Origin of the sequence: Thermoactinomyces intermedius (assembly GCF_013912365.1) — a bacterium.
GTDB classification, from domain to species: domain Bacteria; phylum Bacillota; class Bacilli; order Thermoactinomycetales; family Thermoactinomycetaceae; genus Thermoactinomyces; species Thermoactinomyces intermedius.
Genome location: NZ_JACETT010000044.1, coordinates 1 through 15,568 on the forward strand (window position 1 = coordinate 1; position 15,568 = coordinate 15,568).

28 protein-coding genes are annotated in these 15,568 nt (G+C 42.0%); 3 read left to right on the forward strand and 25 right to left on the reverse strand.

What is annotated here, in order from left to right; all coding sequences use genetic code 11:
* Window positions 1-25: 25 nt before the first annotated feature.
* Both H1R82_RS10485 and H1R82_RS10490 read right to left on the reverse strand, forming a co-directional pair.
* A complete protein-coding gene (locus tag H1R82_RS10485) occupies window positions 26-523 on the reverse strand; it encodes a permease prefix domain 1-containing protein (RefSeq protein WP_138615160.1) in 498 nt (165 codons plus the stop codon).
* Window positions 520-849 (reverse strand): PadR family transcriptional regulator, encoded by a 330-nt coding sequence (locus H1R82_RS10490; protein WP_181732309.1) that lies wholly within the window; start codon window positions 847-849, stop codon window positions 520-522. The genes H1R82_RS10485 and H1R82_RS10490 overlap by 4 nt, the downstream gene beginning before the upstream one ends.
* Before the next feature lie 234 nt (window positions 850-1,083).
* Here H1R82_RS10490 and H1R82_RS10495 point away from each other — a divergent pair, with 234 nt between their 5' ends.
* Complete coding sequence (locus H1R82_RS10495) at window positions 1,084-1,404, forward strand: hypothetical protein (protein ID WP_138615162.1); 321 nt, start codon at window positions 1,084-1,086, stop codon at window positions 1,402-1,404.
* A 283-nt stretch (window positions 1,405-1,687) separates the two neighbouring features.
* On the opposite strand, the gene H1R82_RS10500 is transcribed toward H1R82_RS10495, so the two are convergent.
* The 17 genes from H1R82_RS10500 to H1R82_RS10575 all read right to left on the reverse strand — a co-directional run bounded on the left by H1R82_RS10500 (window position 1,688) and on the right by H1R82_RS10575 (window position 9,531).
* Entirely contained in the window at window positions 1,688-2,242 is a 555-nt protein-coding gene (locus H1R82_RS10500) for a DUF722 domain-containing protein (protein WP_232333988.1), read from the reverse strand.
* Between the two features lie 297 nt (window positions 2,243-2,539).
* Window positions 2,540-2,899, reverse strand: a complete 360-nt coding sequence (locus H1R82_RS10505; RefSeq protein ID WP_181732308.1) for a RusA family crossover junction endodeoxyribonuclease — start codon at window positions 2,897-2,899, stop codon at window positions 2,540-2,542.
* The gene (locus H1R82_RS10510) at window positions 2,896-3,060 is read right to left on the reverse strand and encodes a hypothetical protein (protein WP_181732307.1); all 165 of its coding nucleotides are present in this window, start codon (window positions 3,058-3,060) and stop codon (window positions 2,896-2,898) included. The genes H1R82_RS10505 and H1R82_RS10510 overlap by 4 nt, the downstream gene beginning before the upstream one ends.
* A gap of 227 nt (window positions 3,061-3,287) precedes the next feature.
* Complete coding sequence (locus tag H1R82_RS10515) at window positions 3,288-4,091, reverse strand: DNA adenine methylase (RefSeq protein ID WP_181732306.1); 804 nt, start codon at window positions 4,089-4,091, stop codon at window positions 3,288-3,290.
* Entirely contained in the window at window positions 4,088-4,270 is a 183-nt protein-coding gene (locus H1R82_RS10520; protein ID WP_181732305.1) for a hypothetical protein, read from the reverse strand. Before H1R82_RS10520 ends, H1R82_RS10515 begins: the two co-directional genes overlap by 4 nt.
* Window positions 4,267-4,560, reverse strand: coding sequence for a hypothetical protein (locus H1R82_RS10525; protein ID WP_181732304.1), 294 nt, complete (start codon window positions 4,558-4,560; stop codon window positions 4,267-4,269). The genes H1R82_RS10520 and H1R82_RS10525 overlap by 4 nt, the downstream gene beginning before the upstream one ends.
* Window positions 4,529-4,738, reverse strand: a complete 210-nt coding sequence (locus H1R82_RS10530) for a hypothetical protein (RefSeq protein WP_181732303.1) — start codon at window positions 4,736-4,738, stop codon at window positions 4,529-4,531. The genes H1R82_RS10525 and H1R82_RS10530 overlap by 32 nt, the downstream gene beginning before the upstream one ends.
* Window positions 4,735-4,896: a hypothetical protein gene (locus H1R82_RS10535; RefSeq protein ID WP_181732302.1), complete on the reverse strand. Its 162-nt coding sequence runs from the start codon at window positions 4,894-4,896 to the stop codon at window positions 4,735-4,737. Before H1R82_RS10535 ends, H1R82_RS10530 begins: the two co-directional genes overlap by 4 nt.
* 5 nt (window positions 4,897-4,901) lie before the next feature.
* Window positions 4,902-6,197, reverse strand: coding sequence for a replicative DNA helicase (locus H1R82_RS10540; protein WP_181732301.1), 1,296 nt, complete (start codon window positions 6,195-6,197; stop codon window positions 4,902-4,904).
* A 3-nt stretch (window positions 6,198-6,200) separates the two neighbouring features.
* Window positions 6,201-7,241: a phage replication protein O gene (locus tag H1R82_RS10545; protein WP_181732300.1), complete on the reverse strand. Its 1,041-nt coding sequence runs from the start codon at window positions 7,239-7,241 to the stop codon at window positions 6,201-6,203.
* Between the two features lie 52 nt (window positions 7,242-7,293).
* Window positions 7,294-7,500 carry a hypothetical protein gene (locus H1R82_RS10550; protein WP_181732299.1) on the reverse strand — a complete coding sequence of 69 codons (207 nt, stop codon included), beginning with the start codon at window positions 7,498-7,500 and terminating at the stop codon, window positions 7,294-7,296.
* Window positions 7,493-7,690, reverse strand: coding sequence for a hypothetical protein (locus H1R82_RS10555; protein ID WP_181732298.1), 198 nt, complete (start codon window positions 7,688-7,690; stop codon window positions 7,493-7,495). Before H1R82_RS10555 ends, H1R82_RS10550 begins: the two co-directional genes overlap by 8 nt.
* 46 nt (window positions 7,691-7,736) lie before the next feature.
* On the reverse strand, window positions 7,737-8,021 hold the full coding sequence (locus H1R82_RS10560; protein WP_181732297.1) for a hypothetical protein: 285 nt from the start codon (window positions 8,019-8,021) through the stop codon (window positions 7,737-7,739).
* Between the two features lie 26 nt (window positions 8,022-8,047).
* Window positions 8,048-8,170 carry a hypothetical protein gene (locus tag H1R82_RS14695; RefSeq protein ID WP_255516953.1) on the reverse strand — a complete coding sequence of 41 codons (123 nt, stop codon included), beginning with the start codon at window positions 8,168-8,170 and terminating at the stop codon, window positions 8,048-8,050.
* On the reverse strand, window positions 8,170-8,922 hold the full coding sequence (locus tag H1R82_RS10565; protein ID WP_181732296.1) for a hypothetical protein: 753 nt from the start codon (window positions 8,920-8,922) through the stop codon (window positions 8,170-8,172). The genes H1R82_RS14695 and H1R82_RS10565 overlap by 1 nt, the downstream gene beginning before the upstream one ends.
* 32 nt (window positions 8,923-8,954) lie before the next feature.
* Window positions 8,955-9,152 (reverse strand): hypothetical protein, encoded by a 198-nt coding sequence (locus tag H1R82_RS10570; protein WP_181732295.1) that lies wholly within the window; start codon window positions 9,150-9,152, stop codon window positions 8,955-8,957.
* A 115-nt stretch (window positions 9,153-9,267) separates the two neighbouring features.
* Window positions 9,268-9,531: a helix-turn-helix transcriptional regulator gene (locus H1R82_RS10575; protein WP_232333989.1), complete on the reverse strand. Its 264-nt coding sequence runs from the start codon at window positions 9,529-9,531 to the stop codon at window positions 9,268-9,270.
* Window positions 9,532-9,715: 184 nt separating this feature from the next.
* Between H1R82_RS10575 and H1R82_RS10580 the strand changes: the two genes are divergently transcribed.
* Window positions 9,716-10,141, forward strand: coding sequence for a helix-turn-helix domain-containing protein (locus tag H1R82_RS10580; protein WP_181732293.1), 426 nt, complete (start codon window positions 9,716-9,718; stop codon window positions 10,139-10,141).
* Window positions 10,142-10,648: 507 nt separating this feature from the next.
* Here the strand turns inward: H1R82_RS10580 and H1R82_RS10585 are convergent.
* The 6 genes from H1R82_RS10585 to H1R82_RS10610 all read right to left on the reverse strand — a co-directional run bounded on the left by H1R82_RS10585 (window position 10,649) and on the right by H1R82_RS10610 (window position 13,868).
* The gene (locus tag H1R82_RS10585; RefSeq protein ID WP_181732292.1) at window positions 10,649-11,074 is read right to left on the reverse strand and encodes an MAG6450 family protein; all 426 of its coding nucleotides are present in this window, start codon (window positions 11,072-11,074) and stop codon (window positions 10,649-10,651) included.
* Window positions 11,074-11,529 carry a Panacea domain-containing protein gene (locus H1R82_RS10590; RefSeq protein ID WP_181732291.1) on the reverse strand — a complete coding sequence of 152 codons (456 nt, stop codon included), beginning with the start codon at window positions 11,527-11,529 and terminating at the stop codon, window positions 11,074-11,076. Before H1R82_RS10590 ends, H1R82_RS10585 begins: the two co-directional genes overlap by 1 nt.
* A gap of 411 nt (window positions 11,530-11,940) precedes the next feature.
* On the reverse strand, window positions 11,941-12,270 hold the full coding sequence (locus H1R82_RS10595; protein WP_181732290.1) for a hypothetical protein: 330 nt from the start codon (window positions 12,268-12,270) through the stop codon (window positions 11,941-11,943).
* 167 nt (window positions 12,271-12,437) lie between these two features.
* On the reverse strand, window positions 12,438-12,719 hold the full coding sequence (locus H1R82_RS14925) for an NUMOD4 domain-containing protein (protein ID WP_374189128.1): 282 nt from the start codon (window positions 12,717-12,719) through the stop codon (window positions 12,438-12,440).
* Between the two features lie 67 nt (window positions 12,720-12,786).
* Window positions 12,787-13,041 carry a hypothetical protein gene (locus H1R82_RS10605; protein ID WP_181732288.1) on the reverse strand — a complete coding sequence of 85 codons (255 nt, stop codon included), beginning with the start codon at window positions 13,039-13,041 and terminating at the stop codon, window positions 12,787-12,789.
* Window positions 13,038-13,868, reverse strand: coding sequence for a ParM/StbA family protein (locus tag H1R82_RS10610; RefSeq protein ID WP_138615171.1), 831 nt, complete (start codon window positions 13,866-13,868; stop codon window positions 13,038-13,040). Before H1R82_RS10610 ends, H1R82_RS10605 begins: the two co-directional genes overlap by 4 nt.
* Before the next feature lie 213 nt (window positions 13,869-14,081).
* On the opposite strand from H1R82_RS10610, the gene H1R82_RS10615 reads away from it, so the two are divergent.
* Window positions 14,082-15,512, forward strand: a complete 1,431-nt coding sequence (locus H1R82_RS10615; RefSeq protein ID WP_181732287.1) for a recombinase family protein — start codon at window positions 14,082-14,084, stop codon at window positions 15,510-15,512.
* The last annotated feature ends 56 nt before the right edge of the window (window positions 15,513-15,568 follow it).

A 15,568-nucleotide genomic window follows, 5' to 3' on the forward strand; every position in this document is an offset into this window, starting at 1 on the left:
ATAAAATATTTATCTATTTATTTCATTACGATGATGTGTTCTTATTTTTTTTGTTGAATCCTGTTTTAAATAAAAATCCACAGACAATTAAGGATACAATCCCAATACCCAAAAATTTCAGTGCATAAAAATATATTTCGGCTTCGGGAACCCCCTTCTCGATCTCTAATCCATAAAAATCGATGTCAATTCCTACATGAACAGGAGTAGTAAGCAAATCAATAAACTTGAAAACACATAATAATCCAAAAATCAAAAGGCCGATTCCCAATAATAAAGCCAGTTTTTTCATAATCATCCCTCCAACCATGGTTTTCTTTAGTTCTTTGCCGATCGCTTGCGGATTACCAAAATCGGCAATGGCACATTCCATTGCCGCCTCCATAGAGTATCCCTGATCAAGGTATTCCTGTAAAAGCATTTCCAAATGAAATTCAAGTTCTTCTGATAATTCTCTTTTCATTTTTTCGCTACAATCGATATCTTTTATCATTTGGTCAATATAGGATTGAAAGCGACTCATGAAAATGCCTCCCGAGATACTTTCAAAACGAGTCTGTTTAGGCTCTTCCAATTTTCCAGTTTCTTTTTGAGAATTTTTTCTCCATCTTCAGTAATTGCATAATACTTTCTTCTTTTCCCTGTTTTTGCTACTTCCCAGTAAGACTTCAAGTAACCCTTTGATTCTAAACGTTTTAATGCAGGATAAAGAGTACCTTCCCCCATATCGTATAAATCGTCACTTTCCTTTTTGATACTTTTGGCGAGTTCATATCCATACATGTTCTTTCTGGTTAAAAGAGAAAGAATAAGAATATCAATTGATCCTTTCATGATTTCTTTATCCATTATCAGAACCCCACTTTTAAAATGTGTACTGCATTATATATTATATTTCACGATGCATCGTTATGCAATATATAAAATGGAAAAATTTTGATGAATAATTCAGAGCTTGCACTATCGAATTCGACTAAAAAAGAAAAAAGCCCTTCGTCAGAAGGCTAACACTCGTTATTTCATTTCCTCTTGAAATCAAAACAAACTCAGTATAACAGGCTCTCAGATCTAAGGAGGCATAGAGTGTTGATGGTTCTGCATAATATACCTCCTATCTCAGTATCAAATGAACGGTTTTTTCTTTATTTAGCCAGCTTCCCTTGGATCATCGTTATAACACCGCCCTCTGAGGCGGTCTTTTTGTTACTTAATCTAAGAGGAATCGCAAGGCAACATACGAAATTATTATTAAAGGAGGCGATTGTTATGAACCAATATGTTTTCATATCTATCTTAAGTGCATCTGTCGCCTTAATCTCTGCAGTTTTTGCGTTTTCGCAAGCCAAAGCCTCTAAGAGATCAGCTGAAGAAGCTAAAGAAAACCTAGAACGCCAAAAGCAATAACCCCGCCCAACAAGGCGGCTTTTTCTTTATAAAAAAACCGGGAGAACTACATATAGAGAGAGAAGAGAGGGGACACACCTCCATATTTTTTAGTTACTCCCGGTTATTAGCGATATAAAAAAGCGGCTCTTATGGCCGCTTTCCCCTTTGCAGATGACTTACAAATTTGGGGAGGAGTTTTGGAATGGAATCGATTCAGGCTGATCCAAATTGTATTAACCTTTTATTAGGTACTATCATATTACATCGTTTTATACCCTCAAAAGTGACATGAAAGTGCCATCTAACGCCATCCCAAACTCTCCGCTATCTCATGTACAATCTCATCCCGCCATCTTAATGCCTGTCTTTTGCTGATGGGAATTCTTTGAGCGATCCCCTCCCAAGTGAATATTTGAGGACTCGTCCAATATTTCATTTGGACCAGTCTTTGCTTTTCAGGAGGGAGCTGGTCGTATACTATACGGATTGCTTTGGTGATCTGCTCTAGCTGTTGGATCCTCCGGTGCATCAAAAGAGCTGTTGCCTTCCGGCCAGTTGGATCACCTGGAAGATTTGATTTCCCTCCATCTCCTTCTACAAATGGTGTGGAATATATGATCTCTTCTCTCAATCGTTTCAATTCTTTGATCGAATCCCAGTAGCTGTACAGTTCAGCTTCAACATGTTTGAATACCCCGTCTCTGATCTTCTTAGCTGCTCCCATCCTGCTTCCCCCCGGTATCTGTGTTATAATGATTATTGGCTTAACTATAGTGCAGCCCGTTCTTTTGGGCTGCTCTTTTTGTTCATGCACCTTTTTCACACAACCTATCCCAAAGCTTTTTATAAAACTCATATTCACCACTCTTCTTTAGAGCTCGTACTATTTCCGATAACGATTTTGACGATCTATTTAAGGCCATACCTAAACGGGATGGTCCATCATATTCATAGAACTTGCATATGTACGCAAGTTCTTTGGTTGTATACTCTTCAGTTCTGTATCTCCCCATGCTCCCCACTCCTTCCCCGCAAAAAAGAGATATCTATTTCACAGAACCACCCGTTGCCTTTTCGAATTGTTTTGTAGCCCGCGTTTTTGATTTGTTCCATTTCTGATCTGCTTTCTGTGTAGACAAATACCAAGTCCCCATCAAATCTCATTTGTTTTCGCCTCCCGGATCTCTATTTCTGCCCGCTCTGCTTCTTTAGTTGTTACCTTCCGTTTTTCAACAATTAATCGCTTCACCTGTCTGTCATCTATCCAAGCGATTCCATTCAAACCATCCAGCCAAGCCTTAGCCAAATTATCAATATCGCCAGATCGCCCGTAGATATAGGCAGTTCCAATTACTTCAACATCCCCGGTCATCTGTTTCACTCCGGCTGCTTTGGCTGCCCATCCGACTTGGTTTTTGTATGCCAGATACCTGCCTGCCTGCTTTTTGATAAACTTCCCACGTTGAGTCATTCTGACCGCCGGGACCGGATGCCCTGGAACAGTAAACCTCATTTTTTCTTTTCTCCTTTCTCCATAGCTAGTTGTCCTAAACAGTTCCAGGAGCAGAAGTGCCATTCGTCGGGTTCGCCAACTACTTGAAGATCACGAGAAACTGTCAAGCCCGAATTGAAACTAATAATGCTTTTGCATTGATCACAAATTAATGCTTTCATTTCTCTTCCTCCCTTTCCATCCTCCGGCCGCATCCACAAATGACGACTACAGCCGGGATATCAACTTCTAGCGCCTTCCCGCACCGTGGGCAACGGTAGACAACGCCTTTTCGCTTCCGCCTGGGCCTGCGCTTCGGTTTTGGCTTTGGCTCCGGATCAGTTGCCATCGATGCGAACAGATCGATCTGCTCAAATCCTGGTGGTAGGCTCATGTTGTTCACCTCACCTCAATCAAAAAGTGATAATTGCAAGCTGTTGTAGTAGTTCATGAGTAACAGTTCCTGCGCTTTTTGGCTCCCGTTGTTGACCATTTGCTTCATGGCTGTGTAGCTTTCGATATGCCATCCTGGATAAAGCTCTGCAAGTAAGGGGTGATCATAATATGACAAAATAACTTTTCCTTTCACGCTGTTCAGGATCTTGGCCAGATCCCGGTGATCTTGTTCCGTAAACCCGCCAGCATAATACTTTTCTCTCCCGAAATAGGGAGGATCTACATAGAACAACGTTTCTGGCGTGTCGTTTTCTAGGATGACTTTTCGAAAATCGTTGCAATCGATCTGCACATATCGCATACGATTGGCAAATGATTCGAACAGATCAATCGCTTTTCTATAGGCCTGCGCCGTATTTGCCGAATGATGATGCCGCCAACCGGTTCTTCCTGAAGCTGGCCCATTTCCTTTAGCGATTCCCGACCGATTCAGGTAGAAGAACCGGACCGCTCGTTCAAACTTGTCCTCTGGCCACTCGCTATCTCTCCACTCTTCATATAGTTGACGTGAGTAGGGGAGTGAGTCGCAAGCTCTGGCCAGTTCATAAGGCTGTTCTCTGACTACCATCAAGAAATTGACAATCTCACCATCTATATCGTTGTAAATTTCAAAGTCCGACCGATATTTTTGAGCAATCACATGAGCAGCTCCGCCGAACGGCTCACAGTACGTTTTGTGCTCCGGCATCTTGGATATGATATATTTGGCTACTTTTTCCTTCCCACCGAACCAGATCAACGGCGATCTAACCTTCATTCCAAGCCACCTCCTTCTTGGTAAATGACTTTAACCACCATCTGATCCGCATGGATTTTCAGTTTTGCCTCCAGTTCTTCAATCAGCTTCTCGGTCTTCAACAAGTCCTCCGCTTCACCGATTTTTTCGCCCTGGTACCAGATCTCAAATCGTTCAACTTGCTCTAATCGGGATCTCATCCTCTCCGCCTCCTTCCCCAGATTCCGCCTAGTCGATCCTTCAACCGCTTTTTCGGGTCCTCGTGATACATCAAGCCCAACCAAAGGGGAATGATGTCATCCGGGTTCCGATCCGGCCAAGCTCTTGCAATGTCTTGCAGTGACAGCCCCGCATCCCACATATGGATAAATTCCAATTCGTCTTTTTCATCCCAAACCCAATTGATCGGAGCATTTTCACACGCTATCACCCTATTTAAACGGGACTCTTTAAGCCTTTTAACTGGCTGTACTTTCCGTACTGCTTCCATTTTCCATCCCTCCCGGCAATCGATCCACCACAAGGTTAAACTCTGCGATCCCTTCAGCAATCTCCTCAAAATCCGCGCCTTGAAACTGGTTTAAAACCTCATCGCGTGTCGGTTTAACTCCAGTTTTCATGTAGCGATATTTCATCCAGTCATAAATCATCCAGCGGTTTACGCTCATGATGTCATCCCCCTATACTCAAGTACTCTTTTGCAAAGCTCGTTATAAAGTCTCATCCCTTTTGCATAGTCTTCAGGTTTTATCAAAGGATTTTCTAGGTATTCAGCGCCTTTAACGATCCGCTCCAAAAGAGCGAAATACTCTTTTTCAATTTCCATGTTGTTCACTCCTCATCAAGCTTCGGAAGATCAACAAAATGCTGGTAAGCGCCAAAAAATCCGTAACGGAAACGATTTACTCCAACGTCACGCCCTTTGGCAATGATGGATTGGATGACTTTTGCTCCTAATGCATCGGGTCCCGGATCTGTGTCTTCTGGGTCCTCCCAAAGGAACTCCACAACATCAGCGTCCTGTTCAATGTCTCCCGATTCGCGAAGGTGTTCCAGCGAAGGTTCAATTGCTTTTTTCCCTTCACGGTTCATTTGTGCCAAGAGGACAAAAACACAATCCAGTTCCATCGCCAAACGCTTGGCCGCTTGTGTAACCTGCCCAATTGCCTGTTGACGGCTCATCCCCGGCGGCTGGGGGATATTCATGATCCCAAGATAATCAACAAAGATCGCAGCAATTTGGCCATTTTCTCTCTTTGCCTGACGTGCTGTGGCTGCAATTTCCTCAATTGTTACGTTTTTGCTGTCTGCGATTCGGATCGGCAAAGGAGCGATCTCCTTTCTGTAAACCTCACGAGCAATTTTCTTTTCATGGGGTGTCAGCTTTTTTAAGCGAAATGTATTCATATGAATCCCGGTCAGGGACGCCATCATCCGATTAATTAACGCGGTCCTCTTCATCTCCTGTGACCAGACTAGGCATTGACCCTTGCCTTGGGAAGCAATTCCCCTCAACATCTGAAGCATCTTGGCAGTTTTACCAACCGATGGCCGAGCAGCCAAGACATAAAGCCAACCGCGCCCAAGACCACCAATCCATTCATCAAAATTCTTGAATCCTGTCTTGATGAAATCATCTTCCTGATCCAGATAATCAAAGTACTCGTCTTCTGCATTTTCTAAATGGATAAGATCCGTTTGGCTCTCTGGGCGAATGGACCCGGCTAGCCTTTCCACTTCTTGAAACATCTGTTCTAAATCGTCATACGGCTTCTCGGACAAGGCTGCTATTTGATGACCGATATCTGTCGCACGGCGTTTGATTGCGTTTCGCCGAACGATGTTCGCGTGATATTCCACGTTGGCCGTTGTGATTACCGTGTTTAACAACTCGCGTAAATAAAGAACACCGCCGATCTCGTTCAGTCTTTTATATTCATCAAGCTGCGTTGTCAGCGTGACCAGGTCTATTTTTTGGTCTTTTTTGTACATGTGCTTTATTGCGGACCAGATAAGCGAGTGAGCCGGGTCCTTAAAATCTCTTGGCTCCAACCAGTGGACTTTGTCAATGACCATCGAATCCATCAAAACTGAACCGATGACGCTTTTTTCCGCTTCCATACTCATTGATTAGCTCCCCCATCTTCTTTTTTTCAGTTCAGACAAGGTAACACGTCCTTCTAAGTAATCCCTAAGTAAATCCTTGTGCTTCATAGGATGGAGACCCGTCACCTCAATAAACCTTTGTACTTTCATTTGCTTGTCCCGTTCAGCCAAGCGTTTCCGTTCAAGTTCTTCCTCCCGCCTTTGCTTTTCTTCCCAGTAAGACATCGGTTTTTCTGGCATCTTTATAACTTTCCGGCTCATCTGAGCTTGCAAGGTGTCAAATTGTTTCCTCAGCTTGCCAGGGGAAAGGATATTAGCCTGCCAAAAGCTGTCAGAAGTAGCCCAATCAATGACATCCTTGATTTCTTGTTTGGTGCGCTTATCAAGCTCATGAAGCTTTCTGAAATCATCAGCCCATTTGTTCAGATCATTGGGCACTTTTGCATTAGGCTTCCAAGAAAGGACCCTGTCTTTGAAGTAGATTGCCATTTTCATATAAGGGCTGTCGTCGTCGTAAATGCGTTTTGCGCGTTTACGAGGATTATATTTATTCTCATTCTTATTACATTCTTGTTTATATTCCGTCGCTCCGGCGACGTTCGAAGACTTTTCGCCTTGACGTTCGTCTTTCGTTTCCGTCCGACGTTCGTAATTGTCCAAGGATTGATAAACGCTGTAATTTTCAATAGTTATGAGCAATCCATGTGTGACTTTCGAACTGCTAATCATCGCGACGTTCGGCGAGACGCTCGAAGACTGTTCATTGGGATTTCGTGAAACAGATGAAACAGTTTTGCTTTTACCCCTCATCCAATCAAGAACTGATCTCACTTCCCTTTCAGTCGGCTTTACTTTTCGTGCTCCTACATACCAACTGCATGCTTCCCTGATTTCAGGAATAGAGGTGATCAATTGCCCGCGTTTAAGTTGTTTGTAATCCTTGTGCTGTGCTCTCGCTAACAAATAGATCCATACTTTCATATAGAGTGGTGGTTTTTTCATAATCTCACTATCTATAATCCGCCTTGCAATAATGATTGCTCCCCCTGGTATCCTGGCATCCAAAAGGTTTCCCTCCTAAAATTTGTTTTGAATCGGGGCTGCTAAGCCCCGATGTTTATTTGTTTAGAACCTGCCATTCTTCCGGGAATACGTATTTGTGATTCTTCACTTCAACGACGGTAACATCCATCTCATCAACCACGGTGATTTCAGGTGAAAAATGACGTTGGAGTTGTGTGTACCGTAAAACCTCCTCCACGGTTTCTAAAGCGACTGGGGGGGCTTCTCCGAACACCGGATGTTTGCAGTAGGCTTTAAACATGTTGCATCTTTCCTTTCACTTCAATTTCGTTTTCGAAGACAAGACCAAAGCGATCGGTAACAAACACCGTTTCTCCCTGATGACGGTACAAGTCTGTGATTTTCGTCTGTTTCCCCTTCTCAGTTTTCAAAAGATCACCAACTTGGATTTTCCCAGCCGGTTTTGTAGAATAAAAAGTATAATTGACCATTTTGTTTGCTCCTTTCTTCGGGGCTGAGCTTGCAGCCCCGTTTTGTTCAAAATGCATCCTCATCTTCGATAACCATTGCTTCCCATTCTTTTTTTCTTATCTCGATTTTTTTTCTACATTCAGTCAGTGCTGATTCGGCGCAATCTATTGAGCAATAATGTTTTCTTATCATGTCTGTGTAATAGGACCCGCCATTGTAATATGGTGTCTGCATTGTTAACCATCCCTCAGGCAAATCCACATCCCAAGATTCAGTGTCTAGAGATGCAGACATATCCGTTTTTACAATCTCACCGCAAAAATCACATTCGAAATAGAACCCTTTTGCCATTTTTTCTCCTCCCCTTTTGATCGGGCTTATGCAGCCCCGTTTTGTTCTTCCTTTAATTCCTTCATGGCTTGCAAAATGCTATATGCCCATTCCAGATCATGAAGCAAAAGTGCTTGTTCCATCTGTTGATACAAAGTGTCCATATCCATCAGTTCCCACCTCCTTGCAAGTACTCAATCACCCGGCTTGCTTCTGCTGAAGTAAGGTCTTTCTTGCTATCCTTGCCGGTTAGTTCTTTCACCACTTTGTCACGCTCTTCATCAGTCATCCCTTTGCTTGATGCGATCGCGCAGATGGCGTTGATCTGTTTTTGGCTTGCTGGTTTATCGCTGATTACCTGGCTTGATTGTTGATATCGCGTTTGCCGGATCGGCTGTGCTGCTGGTTGCTGCAAATCCATATCCTCTACATCCTGAGTGAAGAGCCCGCTGGCCCCGGTTGCCTGGAGAGTAGCTCCCACAAGAGCCCGCTTGATGGCCATCTTTTGGAGTGTGTTAACGATTGTGAAGGGGTCCTGATTCCGATATTTCTTTTCCTTGCTATTTGCGGACCCTTCGCATTCGGCTACTACGAATCCCGGATGATTTGGATGAGTAATTTTCACCCGGTAGTGGTAGAAGAAAAACCCTTTCTCCCAATCCTCAACCTTGTTCACACATTCAACCTCATGGCCCAATCCGAAAAATTGCAGGAGACGTTCAGCTCCAGGTTTGAGCAAAGACGGCTTAGGAGTGCCGGGAATCGTGTCGTAGTCGATACCGTGACGCATTACTTTTTTGGCGAGCGCATACATTTGTTTGAGGTTTTGCGATGCAAGATCCACACTTTGTGCCACAGATGGGACATATTCGATCACTTTCGGTTCCTGTTCGTTTTCAATCACTTGCAAATGGTTTTCCATTCTCATCACTCCTCGCTTGTGTTATAATTTTTTTAGGTGTTTTTTTGTGTAGTGCCCGTCGTTGATTCGGCGGGCATTTTCAATCCTCGAAACTTTCCCCATTTCTCCGCGCCTATAGGATTTAGCGTTCCATACCAGATCCCGTCCTGCATGATCTTGAATTTCAGTAATAATCGGCCATCATCAGTCACCTCAACCGCTTCACCAATGTATCTGTGGTGTTTTTCCATTGTTTCACCTCCTTTCAATGGCGATCTGCCACATCAACCAACCTCCTTGTTCGCTTCCTCTGCTTTGATCCGCTTTAGTGCCTTGATAATGATAGGAACAATTTTTTGGACTTTTTCAGGCGGAACGATGATTTTTTCTACCGGTTTCATCACTTTTCTCCTCCTTATTTAGTTGCGATACGCCACAATCGAAAGTATAAAAATAAGTCCAATCTGTCTTTAAGACATCAGCAATTCTTTGGGCTGTATAAGGACTTGGATTTCTTTTCCCATTTTCTATTTGAGTGTAGAAAGAACGATTTATTTTGGCTTTTCTCGATAATTCTTGCTGTGTCATTCCCCGATCCATACGGATTTTTTTCAACCATGTTCGTTTCATTTTATTCCTCCTTTCCATTTGTGGCGTTCCGCCTCATCCGTTGGTTTTATTATAATGTTGCTAAACGCCACATGTCAATAGTTATTTTCCGAAAAAATGAAGCAGTACGCCACAAAATATTTACATGTGGCGCATTGCAACTTATAATTAAAAAGACCGTACCTAAAAACAAGGAGGGGATATCATGAATTTAGGCGATAGATTAAAGGAGTTACGAAAGAAAAGAAAATATTCCCAGGAAGATTTAGCCAAAATCATCGGAATTAACAGGGGAACGTATGGTCAATATGAAATTGGGCGTAGAAATCCTGATTATGAAACGCTGAAAAAGTTGGCTGAATTTTATGGAGTAACTACAGATTATTTATTAGGCCTGGAGAAGAAAGAGAAAGAAGATAGTATAGACATAAAAGAAGCGCTTAAAAATAAAAGAGCCACCTGGGGTGGCCAAGAGCTGACACCGGAACAGCGTGAAATTCTCACAGAGTTTTTTGCTATCATTCGTGATCGCGTTAAAGAGGGTAGGAAAGTTAGTGAGGAAAAAAAAGACGATGAGACTAAAAGCGCAGAGGAAAAAAAACTGATTAAAAGTATAAAACTCTTAGCATAGATGCATACTCTATATCATCTATGTATCCTTTTTTATTTAACAAATTAACTAATCGCCTACAATCCATGGTGAATTCTATGCTTAAAGACTCGCAAATTTCCATCAAATACATTTCTAAATCCTGACCACTGTCGGTTTTGGGGAAGCGGCAGTGGTTTTGATATTTTATAGCCATATCTAGCCCCCCCTCTAAGAGTCTTAAGACTATATGCCTATAATTTATTATTCGGAATGTATTGTATAGTTTGTGTCCGTTCAGGGAACTATTGTTCGGGTTACTAATTATATCACATAAAAGTATAGCTGGGTCAACAAATGCCTGGGCCAAGTCATTTCATTAGCATAAGACATCTACCACGCACGCTACAAGATTAAACCAGAAAAGTTAAAATTTTCTTTATTTTAATCCTGGAACCAAATCATAAACACAAAAAAGGAGCCATTATTAAATAGCTCCTTGGGTTTTATATTTCCAATTCTCCATATTTTAATAATTCCCTTTATGTATCATGACATTTTATCAACTTTATGATCTTTATCAAACCAGATTACATGAAAAATTCTTCCGTCTCTAAAACCCCAAACTCTTCCTCTCCCTGACATCGCCAAATGAATCAAGGTTAAATCTTCAGATAAATCATCTGGTAATTTGTACTTGATTTCATTTGTGCTCCGTGAATCATACCTCAACCCACGCTTTCTCTGCTTTATGATTTCTCCCCAGGTTAAGCGTTCAGCTTGTTTGAAAAAGTCCATCAGTCTCATTAGTTCTGGTTTAGACAGATCCCACAGTACAAATTTATTATTATCACAGTATTTAAACGAAAAGACAGGGGAGTCGCCGTCTGTACTCCCCTGTTCGGGCTGTGGGATTAAAACACTTTTACCAGCAATCTTCTTTCTGCGCTTTGGTTTAATTTTCTTCTTCCCCATTAGTCCTCCAGCATCTCTTTATAATATTCCTTCATGCTCTCATCACTAATTATCCGGGTGCATTTTTCGCCTGGGCGCGCATTGCCCCTGGCTTTGATCCAGGGATCTTCTTGATGAGTCAAGTCGGACAGATACTTGGCAGTATAGCAACCGTATGCATCCCAAATATCATTAAGAAATTCCCTTTCCTCCTTAGCCAACACCGATGGGTCAAAGTTTTCTGGGTAATCAATAGGTTCAAAACCATGATGTTTATATTCTTGCCACAATTCAGGAGAAACCGGGCCGTTTGCCCAGGCCTGGAACACTGAATTAAACAACGGCTTATCTTTAATTGCTAAGTGCCAAGCTTGTGCGTAGTAGCATAATTTTTGGAGTTTCAAATGAGTTATTGTGTCCTCGGTACGATCAACCTTCGTCAAAAAATATTTGGCTACATCCCGAATGTTAGCCATAAAAACACCTCACATAAAACAGAGGACTTTTGATTAGGTTATATCAATAAACAGGATATTATTCAGGTGTTTAATGCTGCTTATATTTCAAACATATAAATATCCTGATGCGTTGTCAATTCGTCAAAAGTCCTTTTCCATATAATATTCCATATTTTTAGCTTGTGACACATTCACGTGCACATATCGATCCCGATTTTCATATTGGGTCTTTCCGCAGAATAAATCAGCGCCCTATTCCCTATCCAAAAATGGATTTCCACACGACCGCAGAGGTCATGGTTTCGGGAGATAGTGGCGCCGATGTATTAGACAGTCAATTCGCTAGCTATACTCATTATACCCCAATTTATAATTAATGTCTCTTATTACATCCAAAATGAATAAAAAAGGGGAGCTGCATGCTCCCTTTTAAATTAAAATCTCTTCCACCCCACCATCCCAATGGTGTACTTTAACTTTTCTCTTTTCTTTTACCTCCTGGATCTGATCCCCATCGATTTGAAATGTTTTTGATTCCAGCTCATCTTCGTAGTCTTCGGCCTTTTCATACTTTTGAATGAGTTCTACTGCCTTACTTTTTGGGTCTGTTTCAATACTTAGATGATCAGTCACAATAATCCTTTTAGACAATCGCCATAATTTCTTAGGCATTATGCTTATCTCCATTGAGTAGTAATTATCATCAAATTCACAATAGATCCCGTACATCCTTCTTCTTGTTTGAATCTTGAAAAACATTTTCTCTCTCCTCCCATAACAAACCCCCTCCCCTTCACGACATCGCCATTGGTTAATCCCAGGGAAAAGCCAATTTATAGGCAAAAGTCGTGAGAGGAGAGAGGCAAATATGTTGATCTCTCGTTACATCATGAAAGTCGTGAAAGTAGTCGTGAAAGTACGTTGGATTAGTCGTGAAAGGAGGTTTCAAAATGCTCTCTTTGCAAAACATGGACGAGAAACGTTCTTTTGTGATCGTCTTTGCAGAGAGTGACTTCAAGCCCCTTCCCTTTCCTGTGATACGGCTTTAAGATCCTCTCGTTCATCACCTGTCGGGTCCCGCGGCGATTAACAATGACTCGTTTTTCCCGTTTTACTCTCCCCAGATTGGAGATCGAGTACAGGCCTTCATATCCCCGGATCGGTTTCCATATTTCAAAATCAGTTTCCCTTTGATACAATGGAAACAACTCCTTTCCTATATTTTGGAGTTTGGCCCACTGGTGAGGGTTGCCGTCCGCCAGTGGGCCATTTAACTTATCCGCAGATACCGCCTAAATCATCTGCACTAAATCCTAAATCTTCTTCTTTCATTTCTTTTACAGTTGTTTCTTCATTCGGTTTAACCTCAATGGTTCCGCCACTTAATTTTCCTAACACCATATCAAGGTAAATCAGCCTCTTGATATGCCCGCTTGCATTTCCCACCCCCTTTAAATACTCATACATCTCCATTTCTTTTTGATCATCAGGGCTGAAAGTCACCTGGATGACCAGTTTTTTTTTACTCACCACTTAATCACCTTTCCGATCCTGAAATATCCCTCAACGTTTGCGTTTCGGGGATCAGGGACGGAATAAGCATTCGGGAAATATTCCTGGATTGCAGGGGCTAGTCCCTTAGCTTGTCCGCCACCTACCATTACTTTATCATCTTTCGCCCATTTCGTGGCCAGTGAGTCATGGATAAGAGCGGCGACATATTTATGTGTACGGTTTTCCGGCTTCAATGTATCCCATCCCCAGTTGAAGGTGTAAGATTCCGTGGGGATGAACCGTTTGTTTCGGAAGGTGAGCGCGTTCAAAGTGACAGCTCCTAAATCAATAACCCTAACCAGATCATCCGTTACGTTACTGTAGAAGATCCCTGCACCTTCAACGGTAACAATGCATTTTTTAATATCAATCACCCGGTGATCCGTTCCATTTCCTGTGGTCACTTTGATGTGATGCCGATTGGTCAAGAGCTTTTTCAATCCATCTTTGTCCTCGTTGTACCTATTAAGAGGTGTGCCGATGACGAGATCTACAGGGTCATATTCATGTGCTCCGAGTCGATACAAACCTAAGAGCGTAAATAGGAGTGTGTTTTTCCCTGTCTTTTTGGGGTCAAACACCCGGCCGCTGTCCCCGGTTTCCTTTACATATTCTACAATCTCACCGATGTAGAAAGATTCGCCTTCATACTCGATCACCGTATCCTTTTCTGTTTGAAGAACATCCCATTCAGTTTTGAAGTACGGTCTTAAAAGACTCGGGAAGGCTTCAAATACTTTATTTTCATTTACTTTACCGATGAAACGACTTTGCGAACGACCAACATCAGCAGCAACTAACATATGATCATCCTCCTGATTATTATAGTATGTACTGAGGTATATTCCGCGGTAATATTATAACCCCTTTTTTTCTTCAAAGTCAACACTAAAATTACTGCAATACATACCTTGATATATATACAAGAATTGAACATAAACACTGAATTTAGTCGTGAAACAACTTCGAAAATACATTAATATTGAAGGCGTAGACTGTGGGGAGGAGGGGATCATATGAAAGCTTCCATCTATATCAGGGTATCGACAGCCGAGCAAGCAGCAGAAGGTTTTAGCCTGGCCGCTCAACAGCAACGATGCACCGACTTTATCAAGTCCCAAGGATGGGAACTTGGTGAAGTTTATAAAGATGACGGATACTCTGCAAAAGACTTGAATAGACCATCTATGCAACGGCTTATACAAGACGTAAAATCTAAAAAGTTTGATGTCCTGGTCGTCTATCGTTTGGATCGCCTGGTCCGTTCTGTACTCGATCTTCATCAACTTCTGAACATCTTTGATGAACACAACATCATGTTTAAGTCAGTTACAGAAGTTTTTGACACTACAACAGCGATGGGGAGACTATTTATTTCAATCGTTGGAGCTATGGCCCAATGGGAAAGGGAAAACTTATCAGAACGAGTGAAAATGGGCTTGGAGCGGAAGTTTTTAGAAGGCAAGAGGATAGGGGGGCCAGCGTTTGGTTATCGGATAGACGAAGATGGAAAGATGGTGATTGACCAGGAGAAAGCGCAAATCGTTAGATGGATCTTCAACAGTGCAAAAAAGATGGGCATAAATAAGATCGCGAAAATACTCAACAAACAGGGGATCGACTCCCCAAAAGGCGGCAACTGGACCGGTAGTAAAGTGGCATATTTGCTCAGAAATCCTACATACACCGGGAAAATCCGTTATCTAGTCAACCGGAACGGCTACGGGGAAAAAGAGACCATCGACAGTAACCACCCGGCTTTGATCAGTGAAGAAGAATACAATGAGGTTCAAGAGATCCTAAAAAAGCGACACGGCGGAAGAAAAAAAGCTCATACAAGCGATTATCCGTTTTCCACAATACTCTTCTGTAACAGATGCGGGTCTCCATACTCAGGAGCACGCCAGGAAAACAAAAGCGGAGTTACATATTACTATCGATGTAATGGAACCGCCAGGGGAATTTGCCAGGCTTCAACTGTTCTTGAAGAACGACTTGTAGATGAACTACTAAACAAAATCAATCTGATTATTGAAGAAAGTAAAGTGGCCCTGGAATCAGAAAAAGAAGAGACTGACAACAAGTTTCGTCTAAAACAGATTGAAGCAGAACTGCAACGAATAAAAAAACGCCGCCGCAAATGGCAAGAAGCATTTGCAAACGATGCGATTAGTTTGGAAGAGCTGAAAGAAAGAATGAACGAGGAAAAGGAAAAAGAAGAAGCATTGATGGAAGAGTTAGAAGCATTCAACACGGTCCCCAATGAAACTGATGTAAGTAAAGACGAAATCATCGATGCACTCAAGAATTTAAAAGAAATCTGGTATCACCTATCCAGGAAAGAGCAAAAAGAGATTTTAAACATGATTTTTTCCAGGATCTATATCAAAACAGAAGGGGAGCGCCCACATATAAAACCGATCATCACAGATTACGAGCTACTCTAATTTATTTTAAAAAGGTGAAAATGAAAGAATGACTGTTTTTTAATCAGAATAACCAC